Origin of the sequence: Bradyrhizobium liaoningense (assembly GCF_018130955.1) — a bacterium.
Classification (GTDB): domain Bacteria; phylum Pseudomonadota; class Alphaproteobacteria; order Rhizobiales; family Xanthobacteraceae; genus Bradyrhizobium; species Bradyrhizobium liaoningense_C.
Genome location: NZ_JAFCJM010000006.1, coordinates 110,230 through 124,271, shown reverse-complemented (window position 1 = coordinate 124,271; position 14,042 = coordinate 110,230). Strand labels below are relative to the sequence as shown.

General features: G+C 65.3%; 13 protein-coding genes. 5 read left to right on the top strand and 8 right to left on the bottom strand.

Annotation, left to right across the window (positions count from 1 at the left end; genetic code table 11):
• Positions 1–96: 96 nt before the first annotated feature.
• The 3 genes from JQ632_RS07240 to JQ632_RS07230 all read right to left on the bottom strand — a co-directional run bounded on the left by JQ632_RS07240 (position 97) and on the right by JQ632_RS07230 (position 2,343).
• Positions 97–564: a PaaI family thioesterase gene (locus JQ632_RS07240; protein WP_212401599.1), complete on the bottom strand. Its 468-nt coding sequence runs from the start codon at positions 562–564 to the stop codon at positions 97–99.
• Entirely contained in the window at positions 561–1,181 is a 621-nt protein-coding gene (locus tag JQ632_RS07235) for a TetR/AcrR family transcriptional regulator (protein ID WP_212401598.1), read from the bottom strand. The genes JQ632_RS07240 and JQ632_RS07235 overlap by 4 nt, the downstream gene beginning before the upstream one ends.
• Positions 1,182–1,278: 97 nt before the next feature.
• Positions 1,279–2,343, bottom strand: a complete 1,065-nt coding sequence (locus JQ632_RS07230) for a hypothetical protein (protein WP_212401597.1) — start codon at positions 2,341–2,343, stop codon at positions 1,279–1,281.
• A 273-nt stretch (positions 2,344–2,616) separates the two neighbouring features.
• Here JQ632_RS07230 and JQ632_RS07225 point away from each other — a divergent pair, with 273 nt between their 5' ends.
• Positions 2,617–3,867 carry a cyclopropane-fatty-acyl-phospholipid synthase family protein gene (locus JQ632_RS07225; RefSeq protein WP_212401596.1) on the top strand — a complete coding sequence of 417 codons (1,251 nt, stop codon included), beginning with the start codon at positions 2,617–2,619 and terminating at the stop codon, positions 3,865–3,867.
• A 105-nt stretch (positions 3,868–3,972) separates the two neighbouring features.
• Here the strand turns inward: JQ632_RS07225 and JQ632_RS07220 are convergent, their stop codons facing one another.
• Positions 3,973–4,179: a transcriptional regulator gene (locus tag JQ632_RS07220; RefSeq protein WP_212401595.1), complete on the bottom strand. Its 207-nt coding sequence runs from the start codon at positions 4,177–4,179 to the stop codon at positions 3,973–3,975.
• A gap of 579 nt (positions 4,180–4,758) precedes the next feature.
• Here JQ632_RS07220 and JQ632_RS07215 point away from each other — a divergent pair.
• The 3 genes from JQ632_RS07215 to JQ632_RS07205 all read left to right on the top strand — a co-directional run bounded on the left by JQ632_RS07215 (position 4,759) and on the right by JQ632_RS07205 (position 8,455).
• Positions 4,759–6,261 carry a replicative DNA helicase gene (locus tag JQ632_RS07215; RefSeq protein ID WP_212401594.1) on the top strand — a complete coding sequence of 501 codons (1,503 nt, stop codon included), beginning with the start codon at positions 4,759–4,761 and terminating at the stop codon, positions 6,259–6,261.
• Positions 6,262–6,315: 54 nt separating this feature from the next.
• Positions 6,316–7,614 (top strand): alanine racemase, encoded by a 1,299-nt coding sequence (gene alr / locus JQ632_RS07210; RefSeq protein WP_312015579.1) that lies wholly within the window; start codon positions 6,316–6,318, stop codon positions 7,612–7,614.
• Between the two features lie 64 nt (positions 7,615–7,678).
• Entirely contained in the window at positions 7,679–8,455 is a 777-nt protein-coding gene (locus tag JQ632_RS07205; protein ID WP_212401592.1) for an exodeoxyribonuclease III, read from the top strand.
• Positions 8,456–8,521: 66 nt separating this feature from the next.
• Here JQ632_RS07205 and JQ632_RS07200 read toward each other — a convergent pair whose 3' ends face one another.
• Together JQ632_RS07200 and JQ632_RS07195 are read right to left on the bottom strand one after the other, a co-directional pair.
• Positions 8,522–9,340: a DUF4886 domain-containing protein gene (locus tag JQ632_RS07200; protein ID WP_212401591.1), complete on the bottom strand. Its 819-nt coding sequence runs from the start codon at positions 9,338–9,340 to the stop codon at positions 8,522–8,524.
• A 91-nt stretch (positions 9,341–9,431) separates the two neighbouring features.
• The gene (locus JQ632_RS07195) at positions 9,432–9,800 is read right to left on the bottom strand and encodes a GFA family protein (RefSeq protein ID WP_212401694.1); all 369 of its coding nucleotides are present in this window, start codon (positions 9,798–9,800) and stop codon (positions 9,432–9,434) included.
• Positions 9,801–9,948: 148 nt separating this feature from the next.
• On the opposite strand from JQ632_RS07195, the gene JQ632_RS07190 reads away from it, so the two are divergent.
• Positions 9,949–10,674 (top strand): sulfite exporter TauE/SafE family protein, encoded by a 726-nt coding sequence (locus JQ632_RS07190; protein WP_212401590.1) that lies wholly within the window; start codon positions 9,949–9,951, stop codon positions 10,672–10,674.
• A gap of 14 nt (positions 10,675–10,688) precedes the next feature.
• Here JQ632_RS07190 and JQ632_RS07185 read toward each other — a convergent pair whose 3' ends face one another.
• Both JQ632_RS07185 and JQ632_RS07180 read right to left on the bottom strand, forming a co-directional pair.
• Positions 10,689–12,782, bottom strand: coding sequence for a bifunctional diguanylate cyclase/phosphodiesterase (locus JQ632_RS07185; RefSeq protein WP_212401589.1), 2,094 nt, complete (start codon positions 12,780–12,782; stop codon positions 10,689–10,691).
• Entirely contained in the window at positions 12,779–13,939 is a 1,161-nt protein-coding gene (locus JQ632_RS07180) for an ABC transporter substrate-binding protein (protein ID WP_212401588.1), read from the bottom strand. Before JQ632_RS07180 ends, JQ632_RS07185 begins: the two co-directional genes overlap by 4 nt.
• Positions 13,940–14,042: the final 103 nt, after the last annotated feature.

Below are 14,042 nucleotides of genomic sequence, written 5' to 3'. Positions count from 1 at the left end.
GACCCGCGCATCCATTCGGAAAGAGAGCCTTTCTTTTGATCGATGGATTGCCGGGTCGAGCCCGGCAATGACGACTTGAGGGATCAGCCCGGCCGTTCACGCGGCCGGGCTTTTCGTTGTCGCGCCGACCTCCTCGTTGAGCATCGCGATCGAGGCCAGCGCGGTCGCCGTGTGCTTCTCGACACCGTCGGTCACGCAGAACACGTCGGCCGCGACGACCGAGACCTGGCGCCCCGGCTTGATCACCCGCGCGCGGCAGATCAGTTTTTCGCCGACCGCGGGCGACAGCAGGTTGAGCTTGTACTCCGCCGTCAGCGCCGGCTGGCCGCGCGAGGTGGCCGCTGCGATCGTGGTGGCATTGTCGACCAGAAAGGCGGTGACGCCGCCATGGAAGAAGCCGTGCTGCTGCAACAGGTCCGGCCGGCGCTCGACCGCGATCGTGCATTCGCCGCGCGCAAGCTCCGACAGCTCTGCACCGACCAGGTTCATGAACCCCTGCCGGCCGACATTGCTGTGAATGCGTTCGGCGATCTCGGCAAAGCCGGGGTCGGTGTCCGTTCTCATGGCGCGGCTCCTTTCTTGTTGTTGCTTGCTGTGATGCGGTCGGGCGGCACCAGCGCACGGACGGCGCAGGCAATCAGCGTATCGGCTTCATTGCGCGGATCTGTGCGGTCGCGTCCCGACAAATAGGCGCGGCAAAACACCTGCGCCGGCCCGATGAGCTGACTGATGAACATCACCGGCACCATCGGCAAGAGATCGCCGCACGCGATCAGGGGCGCACGCCAGCGCTCGATGCCTTCGGCAAGCCGCGCATTGTGCGCGCGCTGGACATCGCGGATGTCGTCGCCCCATTCATTGCGCGAGATCTCGAACAGATAGCGCGCCTCGCGGCGGCTGGTCACGACCCAGCCGAGATGGGCGCGGATCAGGCGGTCGATGCCCTCCGTTGCGCCGGGTGCCGGATCGAGCGCGGCGAGGATGGCGGCGTGGTAGTGGCGGAGCACTTCGATGAACAGCGCGCCCGCGAGTTCCTGCTTCGATGCGAAGACGTGGAAGAAGCTGCCGTTGGATGCGCGCGCCCGCTCCCGGATCGCCGCCACGGTCGCGCCCTCGAAGCCAACACGATCGAAGATCGCGAGCCCGGCGGCCAGCAGGTCGTCACGCATGGTCGGCGACATCGGCCCCTCCTAGAGTATTACTCTAGAGCAATACTCTAAACTCGGTCAAGAAGCGAAAAGGCCGCGTTACCGCGGCCTTCGTTTCCTTTGCGGGTGCTTATTGCGAAATCGGAGGGACCGGCGGCCCGGCGGGAGCCGCGGGCGGTGGCGGTGGCGGCGGCGCGGTGGCGGTTACCGCAGGCGGCGTCTCCTGCGGCTTTGCCGGAGCAGGCTCGGAGCCAGAAGCACTGGCGGCGGGCGGCTCGGCGGGCTTGGCCGCGGCAGGCGGGGCCGGCGTCACTGCAGGCATCGGATCGGGCCGCGCTGCTGGAGTCTCGGTGCTGCCCGGTTCGGTTTTGGCCGACTGCGAAGCACCGTTCTCTGGCTTGCTCTCCGGCTTGGCCGCCGTGTCGGGCTTGCTCTCCGGCGCCGCCGGCTTCTCGCCGGAAGATTTGTCGCCGGACGACTTGTCACCGGAGCCATCGACCTTGGCGGTCTCGCTCTTCGGTTCGCTCTTGGGCTCGTTTTTGGGCTCGTCCTTCTTGTCCGCCGACGACGGCTCGGTCGTCGCGGGAGCATCCTTCGCAGCGTCCGCCTTGGGCGCCTCGTCGGCATCCGGCTTGCCGCGCTTGCTCATCTTCTTCTTGCGACCGTCGGGGCCGCGCTCATTGGTCGCCTGCCCCTCGGGCTTGGCCCCGTCCTTCGCGCCCTCCTCACTCGGCCGCGCCGCGCGCTTCTGACCGGCTGCAGCTCCCTCACCTTCGGGCTTCGCGCCCTCTGCACCCGGCCGCTGGCGACGGCCGGCGTGCTCGGGCGAGGGTTGCTGGGTCGCGCTGGAATTGACTTCCTTCTCCTTGTCCTTCCCGCCCTTGCTCGAGTCCTTGGCGTCCTTGGCCTGGTAGCGGGTGTCGGTCGCGCCGTTGGAGACGAGATAGGACGAGAGCACGCCGGCCATGTCGGAGCTCGTCGTGTAGTGCTGGCGCAGGAAGCTCGGCAGCGAACCCGGCGCCACCGTCTTCAACAGGCCGCGCGGGCTCTTGTGGCAGACATTGCAGGTCTGGGCGAAGAGCTGGGACGGGGTCTTGCCAGCCTCGAGGTTCTGCGCCTGCGCCAGCGCGGTATCGACCGCGCCGAAGCCGATCAGAAGCAACACCGTCGCGAGGCTGAGCGCTCGGCTCGACATTCCCATCATCTCCAACTGAATTTCCGTCAATCCGGCCCGCGAGGCGGCGCCGCGGCGGGTCACCTTTTAGCCGATTGTGGCGTGAATGGAAGCAGGCTCATCACGCAACAATTTGATCCTGCGATTTGCGAATATCCGCTTTGAACACAACGCAGTAGCGGTCATCGGGCATAGCCTCCATGCGGACGCATAGGAACCTTTTCCGTCCTGGGGCGTCGGGAAAGACGGCCGGGTTTGTCGCATCTTTTCGGGTTCGCTCGATAGGTGAGTTCGATGGACCGCTTGTTGCGGAGTTTCCTTTGTCAATTCATTCGCCGCGGATCGATGACGGTAACGACCGCAAGTGGCGCAAGTTTCACCTGCGGCGACGGCACCGGCCCGCCGGTGGCGGTCCGCTTCGTCACCCAGGACGCGCAGCGAAAGATCCTGCTTAATCCCGAGCTCGGCCTCGGCGAAGCCTTCATGGACGGCGAGTTCGTCGTCGAGAACGGCACCATCGCTGATGCGCTGGCAATTTTGCTGGACCAACCCGGCGTATTGCCGCACTGGGCCAAGCCGAACTGGTGGCTGCGCTACGTCATGCGCAACATCCGCCAATTCAATCCGCGTTCCCGGTCGAGGCACAATGTCGCGCATCACTACGATCTCGACGCGCGGCTCTATTCCCTCTTCCTCGACGCCGACAAGCAATATAGCTGCGCCTATTTCGAGACGCCGGCAGCCTCGCTCGACGACGCGCAGCTCGCAAAGAAGCGGCACATTGCCGCAAAGCTCCTGGTCAGGCGCGGCCAGCGCGTGCTCGACATCGGCTCGGGCTGGGGCGGGCTCTGCCTCTACCTCGCCGAGATCGCCGGCGCCGACGTCACCGGCATCACGCTCTCGACCGAGCAGTTGCAGGTCGCGAGCGCGCGCGCGGCGGAACGAAGCCTGACGCAACGCGCCCGATTCAAACTCCAGGACTATCGCGACGTGGACGGCCCCTTCGACCGTATCGTCTCGGTCGGCATGTTCGAGCATGTCGGCGTCACGTTCTACGACACCTTCTTCCAGCGCTGCGCCGAGCTTCTCGCCGATGACGGCATCATGCTGCTGCATTCGATCGGTCGCTCGCAGGGGCCGGACTCCACCAATCCCTGGATCGCAAAGTACATCTTCCCCGGCGGTTACATCCCGTCGCTTTCGGAAGTAACGCCCGCGATCGAGCGCGCCAGCCTCCTGGTCTGCGACATCGAGATCCTCCGCCTGCACTATGCCGAGACGCTGAAGGCCTGGCGCGAGCGCTTCATCGCGCGACGCGAGGAAGCCGTGCAGCTCTACGACGAGCGCTTCGCGCTTATGTGGGAATTCTATCTCGCAGCCTGCGAGATGACGTTCCGCAAGCAGGCCATGATGAACTTCCAGATCCAGCTCACCAGGCGGCAGGGCGTGGTGCCTGTGACGCGCGACTATATCGGCCACGAAGAGGCGCGGTTGCGCCGGCTGGAACGCGGCAGCAAGCCGTCCCTGAAGCTCGCCGGTGAATAGGGGTTAGAGCGTTTTCGAGCCAAGTGGATACCGGTTCGCGTCAAGAAAACGCGTCAAAACAAGAATCTAGAGCCCCGTTCCGATTCCATCGGAACGGAAAAGGGTCTAGTGGCGGAGGTGTGAAGCCGCCGCCTGGTAGAGTCGCAGCGAGGCCGGAAGGGCGAGCTGCACGCGAAGCTGCGCAATGGTCTCGGCCGGAACGCCCTGGCGGCGGATTTCGGGCTGCGCAGCCTCCTCCATGGCAGCGACCAGCGCCGACAGCCAGAGGCGGCTGCCTGCGTCGCTTCGCCATATCTGGAGTTCCTGCCGCATCGCCTGTTTCGCCTCGCCTCTTGTCGCCTCTTGGCGGTTTGCCCGGACCAACACCCGGACCGCCTTTTCCGTTCCGCCTAAAAGATACCCAAAGAAAACTGACGTCTGTGATCTGCTTCACATTAGGCCGGTCGTCTTTGTCCTAGACCTCTGCCCATGACCAAGAAGACCCAAACCTCCTTCGATGTGCAGGACGACCTCCGCACCGACTACGCCCTGATCCTCACCGGCGTCGGCGCTGCCCTGGTTGCGCTGGTCTACCTTCTGCTCATCTGAACCCGGATCCGGAGCCGAAGGCAGGCCGGCGATCCCAGCGGCGCGCCTTCAAATAAGTCTGCGCGCCGACATATTAGGTTCACAGCATCCGGATCTTTCCGTGGCGCGGCTTGAGCGGGATCAAGGCCGCAGGCCCAATTCCGCAAAATTCCGTCAAGCATCGCGCGTGCTGCAACCGCTAATCATCCACCATTTTTTACTGAGCGGTTGATAGCGGCGAGCTTTCGCTTTCGCTTTGCATGCAGGCGGCGCTTTATCGCCGCCCCGCATTGCCCATAAAACTTTGCTAAGCACGCTCCCGCCATGGCCCTGACCGATTCGACCGTCCTCAAACTCGCGCCCGATCCCGGAACTCCCGCCTACCGGAGCGCGCCGCACAATATCGAGGCGGAACAGAGCCTTTTGGGTGCGATCCTCGTCAATAATGACGCCTTCTACCGGGTCTCGGACTTCCTCGAGCCGAAGCATTACTTCGAGCCGCTGCACCAGACCATCTACGAGACCGCCGCCAGCCTGATTCGGATGGGCAAGATTGCGACCCCGGTGACCCTGAAGACGTTCCTGCCGGCCGATACCGACGTCGGCGGCATGACCATCGGGCAATATCTTGCGCGGCTCGCCGCCGAAGCCACCACCATCATCAACGCGCAGGACTATGGTCGCACCATCTACGACCTTTCATTGCGGCGCGACCTGATCGGCATCGGCGAGGACATGGTCAATGTCGCCTATGATGCCCCCGTGGACTTTGCGCCGCGCGCGCAGATCGAGGACGCCGAGCGCAAGCTCTATGAGCTCGCCGAATCCGGCCGCTATGACGGCGGCTTCCAGAAATTCTCGCAGGCGCTGACGATCGCCGTCGACCTCGCGGCCAAGGCGTTCCAGCGCGACGGAAAGCTGTCGGGCATCTCGACGGGCCTGCGCGATCTCGACACCAAGATGGGCGGTCTGCAGCACTCCGACCTGATCATCGTCGCCGGCCGCCCGGGCATGGGCAAGACCTCGCTTGCCACCAACATCGCCTACAACGTTGCCCAAGCCTATGTTCCCGAATTGCAGGCCGACGGCACCTCAAAAGCTATCAATGGCGGCGTCGTCGGCTTCTTCTCCTGCGAAATGTCGGCCGACCAGCTCGCCACCCGTATCGTGGCCGAGCGCACCGGCATCCCCTCCTCCTCGATCCGCCGCGGCGGCATCTCGGAGGCCGACTTCGAAAAGATCCGCGAAGTCTCGATCGAACTGCAGTCGCTGCCCTTCTATGTCGACGAGACCGGCGGTCTCTCGATAGCCCAGCTCATGGCGCGCGCACGCCGGTTGAAGCGGCAGAAGGGCCTCGACCTCATCGTCATCGACTACATCCAGCTGCTCTCGGGCTCGGGCAAGCGCTCCAGCGACAGCCGCGTGCAGGAAATCACCGAGATCACCACCAGCCTCAAGGCGCTGGCCAAGGAGCTGAGCGTTCCCATCATCGCGCTGTCGCAGCTTTCGCGTCAGGTCGAATCCCGCGACGACAAACGGCCGCAACTCTCCGACCTTCGCGAATCCGGCTCGATCGAGCAGGACGCCGACGTCGTGCTATTCGTGTTCCGCGAGGAGTACTACCTCGCGATGAAGGAGCCGCGCCCCGGCACCGAGGAGCACACCAAGTGGCAGACCGACATGGAGCGCGCGCTCGGCAAGGCCGAAGTCATCATCGGCAAGCAGCGCCATGGCCCGACCGGCACGGTCGAGCTGCACTTCGACTCCTCGGTCACCCGCTTCGGCGACCTCACCCATGACGGTCATCTGCCGGATCGCAGTTACTGAGCTTTTCCACGGGTTGAACGCCGCCGCTCCGACGCGTAAAACGGCGGCATGAACATCGCGTCCGACCCGAAAACCATCCCGCAGGCCGACCTGTTGTCGGCGGAGGCCAATCAGGCGGCCGCGCTCGCAGCCTTCGGCGGCGTGCTCACGATCGACCTCGACGCGATCATCGCCAATTGGCGCAAGCTGGAGAAGACCGCGGTGCCGGCCGAATGCGCCGCCGTGGTCAAGGCCAACGCCTATGGCTGCGGCATCGAGCCGGTCGCCCGCGCGCTCAACAAGGCCGGCTGCAGGACCTTCTTCGTCGCCAATCTGGAGGAAGCGCGCGCGGCGCGCGCCGCCGTGCCGACGTCGACCATCTACGTGCTCGGCGGCTATTTCCAGAACACCGGCGAGCATTACGCCAAGATCGACTGCCGTCCCGTGATCGGCGACCTCAACGAGCTCGCCGAATGGGACGTGTTTTGCCGCCGCACCGGCTGGTCCGGCGGCGCCGCTGTTCATATCGACACCGGCATGAACCGGCTGGGCCTGACGCTGCAAGAGGCGCAGGCGATCATCCCGCGCATCAATGCCGGCGACCACGGCATCACGCTGGCCATGAGCCATCTCGTCGCGGCCGAGCAGCTCAACAGCACCGTGAACGCAAGACAGCTCGCGGCTTTCCGCGGCATCGCCAGCGAGTTCGCCGGCGTGCCGGCCTCCCTCGCCAATTCCTCCGGCGTCTTCCTCGGCGCGTCGTTCCAGTTCGACATGGTGCGGCCGGGGGCCGCGCTCTACGGTGTCAATCCGACGCCGGAAGCCGACAACCCGATGCTACCAGTCGTCGATCTCAAGGCCCGCATCGTTCAGATCCGCAATGTCGAGCGCGGCGAGACCGTCGGCTATGGCGGCACCTGGACCGCGCGCCGCCCGACCAGGCTAGCGATCATCGCCTCGGGCTATGCCGACGGCTATTTCCGCGCCGCGAGCGCCAATGACGGCACCCGCGGCGCCGAGGTCATCGTCGCTGGCAAGCGCTGCCCGGTCGCAGGCCGCGTCTCGATGGACCTGACCGCGATCGACATCACCGATCTGCCGCCGAACGCCGCACGTCGCGGCCACATGGTGACGCTGCTCGGCGAAGGCATCACCGTCGACGAGCTCGCGCATCATTTCGGCACTATCGGCTATGAGGTGCTGACCAGTCTCGGCCGCCGCTTTGCGCGCGTTTACAAGGGCGGCAATGCGGAGCCGCTCGATCAGCCCGCCGTCGCGCCACCGCCCGCGGCAACCGAGCCGCCTGTGGCCGAGCAGCCGCCTCCACCACCGCCGGTGGAGCAGCCGACGAACCCGCCGCCGCTGCCGACCTGATCGCGCCTACCCCTTCATCCCGTCGACCACGTTCTTGCAGGCTGGCGCGAGCGATGCGCATCCCATGAAGGTCGCAACATTCAACATCAACAATATCAATCGCCGCCTGCCCAATCTGTTGCGCTGGCTGCGCGCAGCCAGGCCTGACGTCGTCGCGCTCCAGGAATTGAAAGCGGCCGACGCCGAATTCCCGCATGCCGCGATTGAGAAGGCCGGTTACGGCGCGGTGTGGCGCGGCCAAAAGACCTGGAACGGCGTCGCCATTCTCGCGCGCAACGCCGAGCCGATCCTGACCCGCGCCGAACTGCCCGGCGACCGCAGCGATCATGAGGCGCGCTACATTGAAGCCGCCGTGCGCGGCGTCATCGTCACCAGCATTTACCTGCCGAACGGCAACCCGCAGCCGGGACCGAAATTCGACCATAAGCTCGCCTGGTTCGCGCGGCTGAAGCGCCACGCAAGAACGTTCATCAAGCAGGACCTGCCGGTCGTGCTCGCCGGCGACTACAATGTCGCGCCGACGCCGCTCGACATCTATCCGACCCGCTCATGGGACAAGGATGCGCTGATCCAGCCGAAGAGTCGCGCGGCCTACGCTTCACTCGTTGCGCAGGGCTGGTGCGATGCGATCCGCGAGGCTCATCCGGAAAAACGCATCTACACATTCTGGGACTACAAGCGGAACCGCTGGCCGCGCGACGCGGGCCTGCGGCTCGACCATCTCCTGCTCAGCCCGGCGCTTGGCCCACGACTTATCAAGGCCGGCGTCGACAAGGCCATTCGCGGCGAGGACGGCGCCAGCGATCACGCACCGGCGTGGATCGTGCTGAGACAGCGTTGATGCCGTTGGGTGGGTTAGCCAACGGGCCCGCACAACGCGCGGCCCGATGACTAATCAGCCTACGAATTAACGCGCGTAATACTCCTGCACCGTGTCCCAGGCCGCCTTCTGCAGGAGTTGCACGGTCTCCGAATCCAGGGCGACGTTATAGGAGTTGCCGACGGGCGAACGCCCCGTCAGCGCGGCATAGGTCACGCAGCTCGCCAGATACGTTCCGGCGGCGCTCGGGTGCCGCTTGTCCGGCGCATACAAATTGAGCTCCGGCTGAAGTTGTCGCACGCGCGCGAAGGCAAGGCCCGCGGGGATCACCAGCACATCGTTGTCGTTGCCGGCGACCGTATAGGCCTCGGCCAGCTCGGCCGTCATTTCCGGCTTGTCGGCATAGGCCCAGGACATGAAGAGCACCGGCCGCATCTCGTGGGCGCGGACGATCGCGCTGTCCTTCTTCGCGAACTCGGTGAACGCGCCCTTCAATTGCGGGTGGATCGGGCACTGGCTGCAGTCCATCATGACGACGGCTTCGTACTGCTTGCCGGGCTTGTTGAAGACAACGTTGTTCTGCTCGTCGAAGGAATAGGCGCCGATGCCGTTGGGTCGCAGCAGATTCTCCATGTCGTGCCAGTCGAGGCCGGAGCCGCCGATCGTCACCATGGTGTTGCGGTAGCTCGCCTTGTTGGCGGGATCGTTAGCCCTCTCGAGGTATGTGACGTGCCCGGGCAGGCCGTTATTATAATAGAAGAAGCTGTTTCCGACGAACATCACCGCCTTGGGGAAGTCCGGCCCCAGCGTCGTGACCTTCGGCTTCGACTGGGCGTGCGCAGCGTTGAAGCACGCGGCACCTGCGAGGCAGACCGCGAACATCGTCTGGAACAGAAGGCGCATCATTGGCTTCTCCCACCGGCTCCCTGATGGCAGCAACAAATCAGCTTTCACCTGGCTGCTCAAGGCCGCTCCGGCAACGTCCGAGGCTGCGTTCTCACCAGAGGTTCTTGCCGTCGATCATGTTGACCGGCACCGCGTCGAGATCGAAATCGTCGAACAGGCGTGCGTTCACCGCAACCTTCGGATTGTCGAAGTCGGGCTTGCCGGTCGACCAGTCCGGCGACTCCGAATAGGTGCCGCAGCCGCAGCCCGCGCAAAAGTGATGTTTTACGGTACGGCTGCCCCAGAGATAGGTTTTGACGTTTTCCGGCGGCGACAGCAGGCGGAAGTGGGCCGGCTTGTAATAAGCCCACAGGGCACCGCGCTTGGCGCACAGCGAACAGGTACAGCGTGTCACGCCTTCCGGCGCCTCGCTGACCTCAAAAACCGTCTCGCCGCAATGGCAGCTTCCCTCGACCGGCATGATCTGGTCCCTCCGTCCAACAATTGGCAGGAGATGGTCGTAGCCGAGGCCTGCTGCCAACATGCTGTCAGCAGCGTCGCGGGGAGGCGTCTGGGGAGGCCCGGCCCGCCGATTGGGCTACACTCGGCCGATTCCCGGAGCCCTCCCCTTGGCCTTCCTCTTCGTCCTCACCGTCGGCCTGATCGCCGGCACGATCTCCGGCATCGTCGGGACCGGCTCGTCGATCATGCTGATGCCGGTCTTGATCTACGAGTTCGGCCCGAAGCAGGCCGTGCCGATCATGGCGGTGGCCTCGGTGATGGCGAACTTCTCGCGCATCCTGGCCTGGTGGCGCGAGGTCGACTGGAAGGCCTGCGCGGCCTATTCGGTCACGGGCATTCCGGCCGCCGCGCTCGGCGCACGCACCCTGCTCGCGCTGCCCTCGCGCGCGGTCGATCTCGCGATCGGGATTTTTCTCATCGCCATGGTGCCGGTGCGGCACTGGCTTGCGCGGCACAATTTGAAAGCCAACCTCTGGCATCTCGCGATCGGCGGCGCGATCATCGGCTATCTCACCGGCATCGTGGTCTCGACCGGCCCGCTCAGCGTGCCGCTGTTCCTGTTTTACGGCCTGACCAAGGGCGCCTTCCTGGCAACCGAAGCCGCCGCCTCGCTCGGGCTCTATTTCTCGAAGTCAGTGACCTTCGAGCGCTTCGGCGCGCTGACCGCCGATGTCTTCGTCAAAGGCCTGATCGCGGGCTCATCGCTGATGTTCGGCGCTTTCATCGCAAAACGCTTCGTGTTGCGTCTGAAGCCTGACGTGTTCCGCCTGGTGATGGACGGCATCATGCTGGCCGCGGGCCTGTCGCTGCTGTGGTCCGCGACAAATTCGTAGGCGCCCGGATACACTCACTCGGCCGGTTCAGGCACCCACAATTCCGGCACCAGGGACGGGCTCACCGCGAGCACCCTGGACGTCCCGCCCGCAACCGCCCGCCCGTCCGCAAGCAGCTTGAGCACTGCGTCCAGCGGCTGCGGACGCTGATAGAAATAGCCCTGCCCGTACCGCACGCTCATCTCGGTCATCGCCTGCGCCTGCTCGGCGCGTTCGATACCTTCGGCCACCAGCGTCAGGTCCAGCGTGCCGGCGAGCGAGGCGATGACGCCGACGATCGCCTTGTCCTCGGCACTGTCGGGGATGTCGCTGATGAACGCCTTGTCGATCTTGACCTTGTCGAGCGGAAAACGCCGCAGATGCGCCAGCGAGCTGTAGCCGGTGCCGAAATCGTCGAGCGCGATCGTCGCTCCCATTGCACGCAACCGCCGCAGCGTCTCGGAGGCGCTGGCGATGTTGTTGATCAGCGAGCCTTCCGTGATCTCCAGCTCCAGCGACGATGGCGCAACACCGAGACGGTCGCAGGTCTCCTGCATGTGGTCGGCAAAGGACTGGTCCGCCAACTCCGACGGCGGCAGGTTGATGGCGATGCGGATCTCCGGCCGGCCCGCGGCCGCAAGGCGGTTGAGCGCGTGACAGGCGTCGGTCAGCACATAATTGGTGAGCCGCGAGGCGTTGCCGCTGCGCTCGATCAGCGGCAGGAACTCGGCGGGCGAAATGACGCCAAGGTCGGGATGACGCCAGCGGATCAGCGCTTCGAGGCCGATCACCTCGCTGGTGTCGAGATCGACCTGGCTCTGATACCAGACCTCGAACTCGCACGCGGCAAAGCCGGCGGGGATCGCGAGCTCGAGCTCGCGGCGACGGCGATAGTCGCGCTGCAGCTCCTCGTTGAGCACCGCGATGGTGCCGGGCGCCTTGCTCTTGGCGTGGTAGAGCGCGATGTCGGCGAGCGCCGGAAGATGCGACAGTTCGGGATCGTCGGCACGGCGCACCGCAAGCCCGATCGAGGCGCGCGGCACCACCTGCTTGTCATGCAGCCGGATCGGCTCGGAGATGGCCTCCAGCAATCGCGCGGCGAACGCGTGTGCGGCCTGCTCGTCGGCGACATCAGGGCGGATGACGACGAATTCGTCGCCGCCGAGCCGGGCGACCCAGTCGTTTTCATCGACCGCACCGCGCAAGACACCCGCGATGTGCACCAGGAACCGGTCACCCGCGTCATGGCCAAATGTGTCGTTGATGCCCTTGAAATCGTCGAGATCGATGAAGCAGAAGGAAATCAGCGCATCGTGGGTGCGCGCGGTCCGGCCCAGGATCGCCAGCCGCTCGGTCAGCGACCTCCGGTTCGGCAATCCCGTCAGCGGATCGTGCCAGGCGAGATGACGGAGCTGCTCCAGCGCATCCGACGTCGTGTGCTGCATGGCGTTGAAGGCCTGCGCCAACTGCCCGAATTCGTTGGTCGAGGAGATGTCGGCCTGATAGGCCCGGCCGTCGCGCTTGCTGCGCTGGATCGCCGACATCATCGCCGCAAGCGGCTTGCCGATGAAGGCGTTGGCCGAGATCCGCATCGCAAGCAGCGTCACCAGTGTCGCGAGCAGGCCGGCGACGAAGAGCCGCGCCAGCGCCTTGCCCGTCTCCGCATAGATCGCACCGTAGGAATAGGCGATCGCGATGCGGCCGGCCTGGACCGTGATGTTGCCATTGCTGTAGTCGATCGGGCGCGACACCACGGCGGTGCCTGATGTTGCCGACTGTGCCGGCACGCGGGCAACGACGGCGCCGGTATCGTCATAGACGATCGCCGCCGAGATCGCCTCATCGTGCAGGATCTCGCCGAGCACGTTGGTGACCTGCGCATAGCGCAGCTTCCACAGCGGTTCTGCAATGAGGTGCGCGCGGCTTTCGGCCGCCCGGGCGATGCGGGCGTCGAGCTGGCGCATCTGCGACAGGAAGCTGGACACCTCGATGCCGGCCGAGGCGAGCAGTTGCACCAGCAGGAGTGCAGGCACGGTCGCCCAGATCATCGAACGGATGACCGAGCGCGGCGCGACCGCCGCGGTGCGCGCGGGCGGCGCAGATCCGGTTGTCGCGTCGTCCTGCGTCATTCGTTCGACGCCCGGACGCCGTTCGGCGACATGGAGGCGATCAATGCGGCGATCGAGAAATCATACTGGCCGCAAGCGCCGGCCTTGGCCCTGAAACGCGCGAAGTTGATCTGGTCGAAGGCGCGGGTCTTGATCAGGGTGTCGACCGAGGCAAGATTGTCGCGCGTGATCGCCGACGTCTTGACCTGCACATGCGGCGAGACGGCGCCGAAATCGCAGCCATCGGCGTAGTCGCGCAACAGCACCATCGACCAGCCGCCGAGCAGGAAATGACCGCCGTCCGTCAGGAGCATCCGCCCCGCCTTGATCTCGCGCAGCGCGTCCTCCGACCAGTTGAGACCGACGATCTGAAGGTCCTTGCCCGGTTCGAGCCCGGCGGCCACCGCCGCCTTGATGGCGCCAAGCGCCATCGGATCGTTGCCGGCCCACACGCCTGCGGGACGGATGCCCTTGCGCACGGCCCAGCCCAGATAATTGGCGGTGACCTGCTCGGCCTCCGACTGCGTCCAGTTGGCGAACAGCATGCGGTCGACCACCACGTCGGGTGCTGCGGCCACGGCAAGGTCGAGCCCGGCATTGCGGGCGATCGAAGCCGGCGTGATTTCGTCGCCGCCGATGCCGAGGATGTGGATCCTGCCGTCCGGGCTCTGCCATTTTTCGCTGCGCGCAGCGTCGATGAGCGCATTCGCCATGCGCGTGCCGGCGGTCTGCAGATCGGTCGTGATGTCGCCGAGCCACATCTTCAGCTTCGCGCGAGGCGGCCCGAGCCGGGCCGCATCAGCGCCGATCAGCGTGTTCGACAAGAACAGGGTCTTGATCCCGGCGGCTTCCGCCGCTTCGAGGACCGGCACGGCCGCGGATTCCTCGTTGGACAGGATCAGGAAATCGGGCTTGTCCGCACGGGCAACGACACTGAGGCCAAGCTCCTGCATGGTGCGGAAGTTGCGCTCGGCTACGAGCACCTCGACATTCATGTTGAGCTTGCGGCCGGCGGCCTTCATGGTCCCGGAGACCATGTCCCAGTAGACCTCACCGGTCTTGCCGGGATTGACGAAGACGACCTTGAGCTCGGCGCTGCCGGCCATCGCCCCGCCAGACGACGCGAGCAGACCGCAGGCTAGCCCTGCGGCAATCAAAACGCTCAAAAGCCTCGACATTTTTTCGCCACCCCGAATTGATCCGAGGTTGGCCCCGCGTCCGCTAACATTTGGCAAAGCAGATCCCGGTGCGCCGACTTACGGCTAACAATCGGTGTATCCG

What these genes read in the sequence shown, in the direction of transcription:
- JQ632_RS07215 (WP_212401594.1), top strand. Translation starts at nt 4,759, where the DNA reads ATGGCCCTGACCGATTCGACCGTCCTCAAACTCGCGCCCGATCCCGGA.
- JQ632_RS07180 (WP_212401588.1), bottom strand. Translation starts at nt 13,939, where the DNA reads ATGTCGAGGCTTTTGAGCGTTTTGATTGCCGCAGGGCTAGCCTGCGGT.
- JQ632_RS07230 (WP_212401597.1), bottom strand. Translation starts at nt 2,343, where the DNA reads ATGTCGAGCCGAGCGCTCAGCCTCGCGACGGTGTTGCTTCTGATCGGC.
- JQ632_RS07185 (WP_212401589.1), bottom strand. Translation starts at nt 12,782, where the DNA reads ATGACGCAGGACGACGCGACAACCGGATCTGCGCCGCCCGCGCGCACC.
- JQ632_RS07200 (WP_212401591.1), bottom strand. Translation starts at nt 9,340, where the DNA reads ATGATGCGCCTTCTGTTCCAGACGATGTTCGCGGTCTGCCTCGCAGGT.
- JQ632_RS07195 (WP_212401694.1), bottom strand. Translation starts at nt 9,800, where the DNA reads ATGCCGGTCGAGGGAAGCTGCCATTGCGGCGAGACGGTTTTTGAGGTC.
- JQ632_RS07225 (WP_212401596.1), top strand. Translation starts at nt 2,617, where the DNA reads ATGGACCGCTTGTTGCGGAGTTTCCTTTGTCAATTCATTCGCCGCGGA.
- JQ632_RS07240 (WP_212401599.1), bottom strand. Translation starts at nt 564, where the DNA reads ATGAGAACGGACACCGACCCCGGCTTTGCCGAGATCGCCGAACGCATT.
- JQ632_RS07220 (WP_212401595.1), bottom strand. Translation starts at nt 4,179, where the DNA reads ATGCGGCAGGAACTCCAGATATGGCGAAGCGACGCAGGCAGCCGCCTC.
- JQ632_RS07235 (WP_212401598.1), bottom strand. Translation starts at nt 1,181, where the DNA reads ATGTCGCCGACCATGCGTGACGACCTGCTGGCCGCCGGGCTCGCGATC.
- JQ632_RS07205 (WP_212401592.1), top strand. Translation starts at nt 7,679, where the DNA reads ATGAAGGTCGCAACATTCAACATCAACAATATCAATCGCCGCCTGCCC.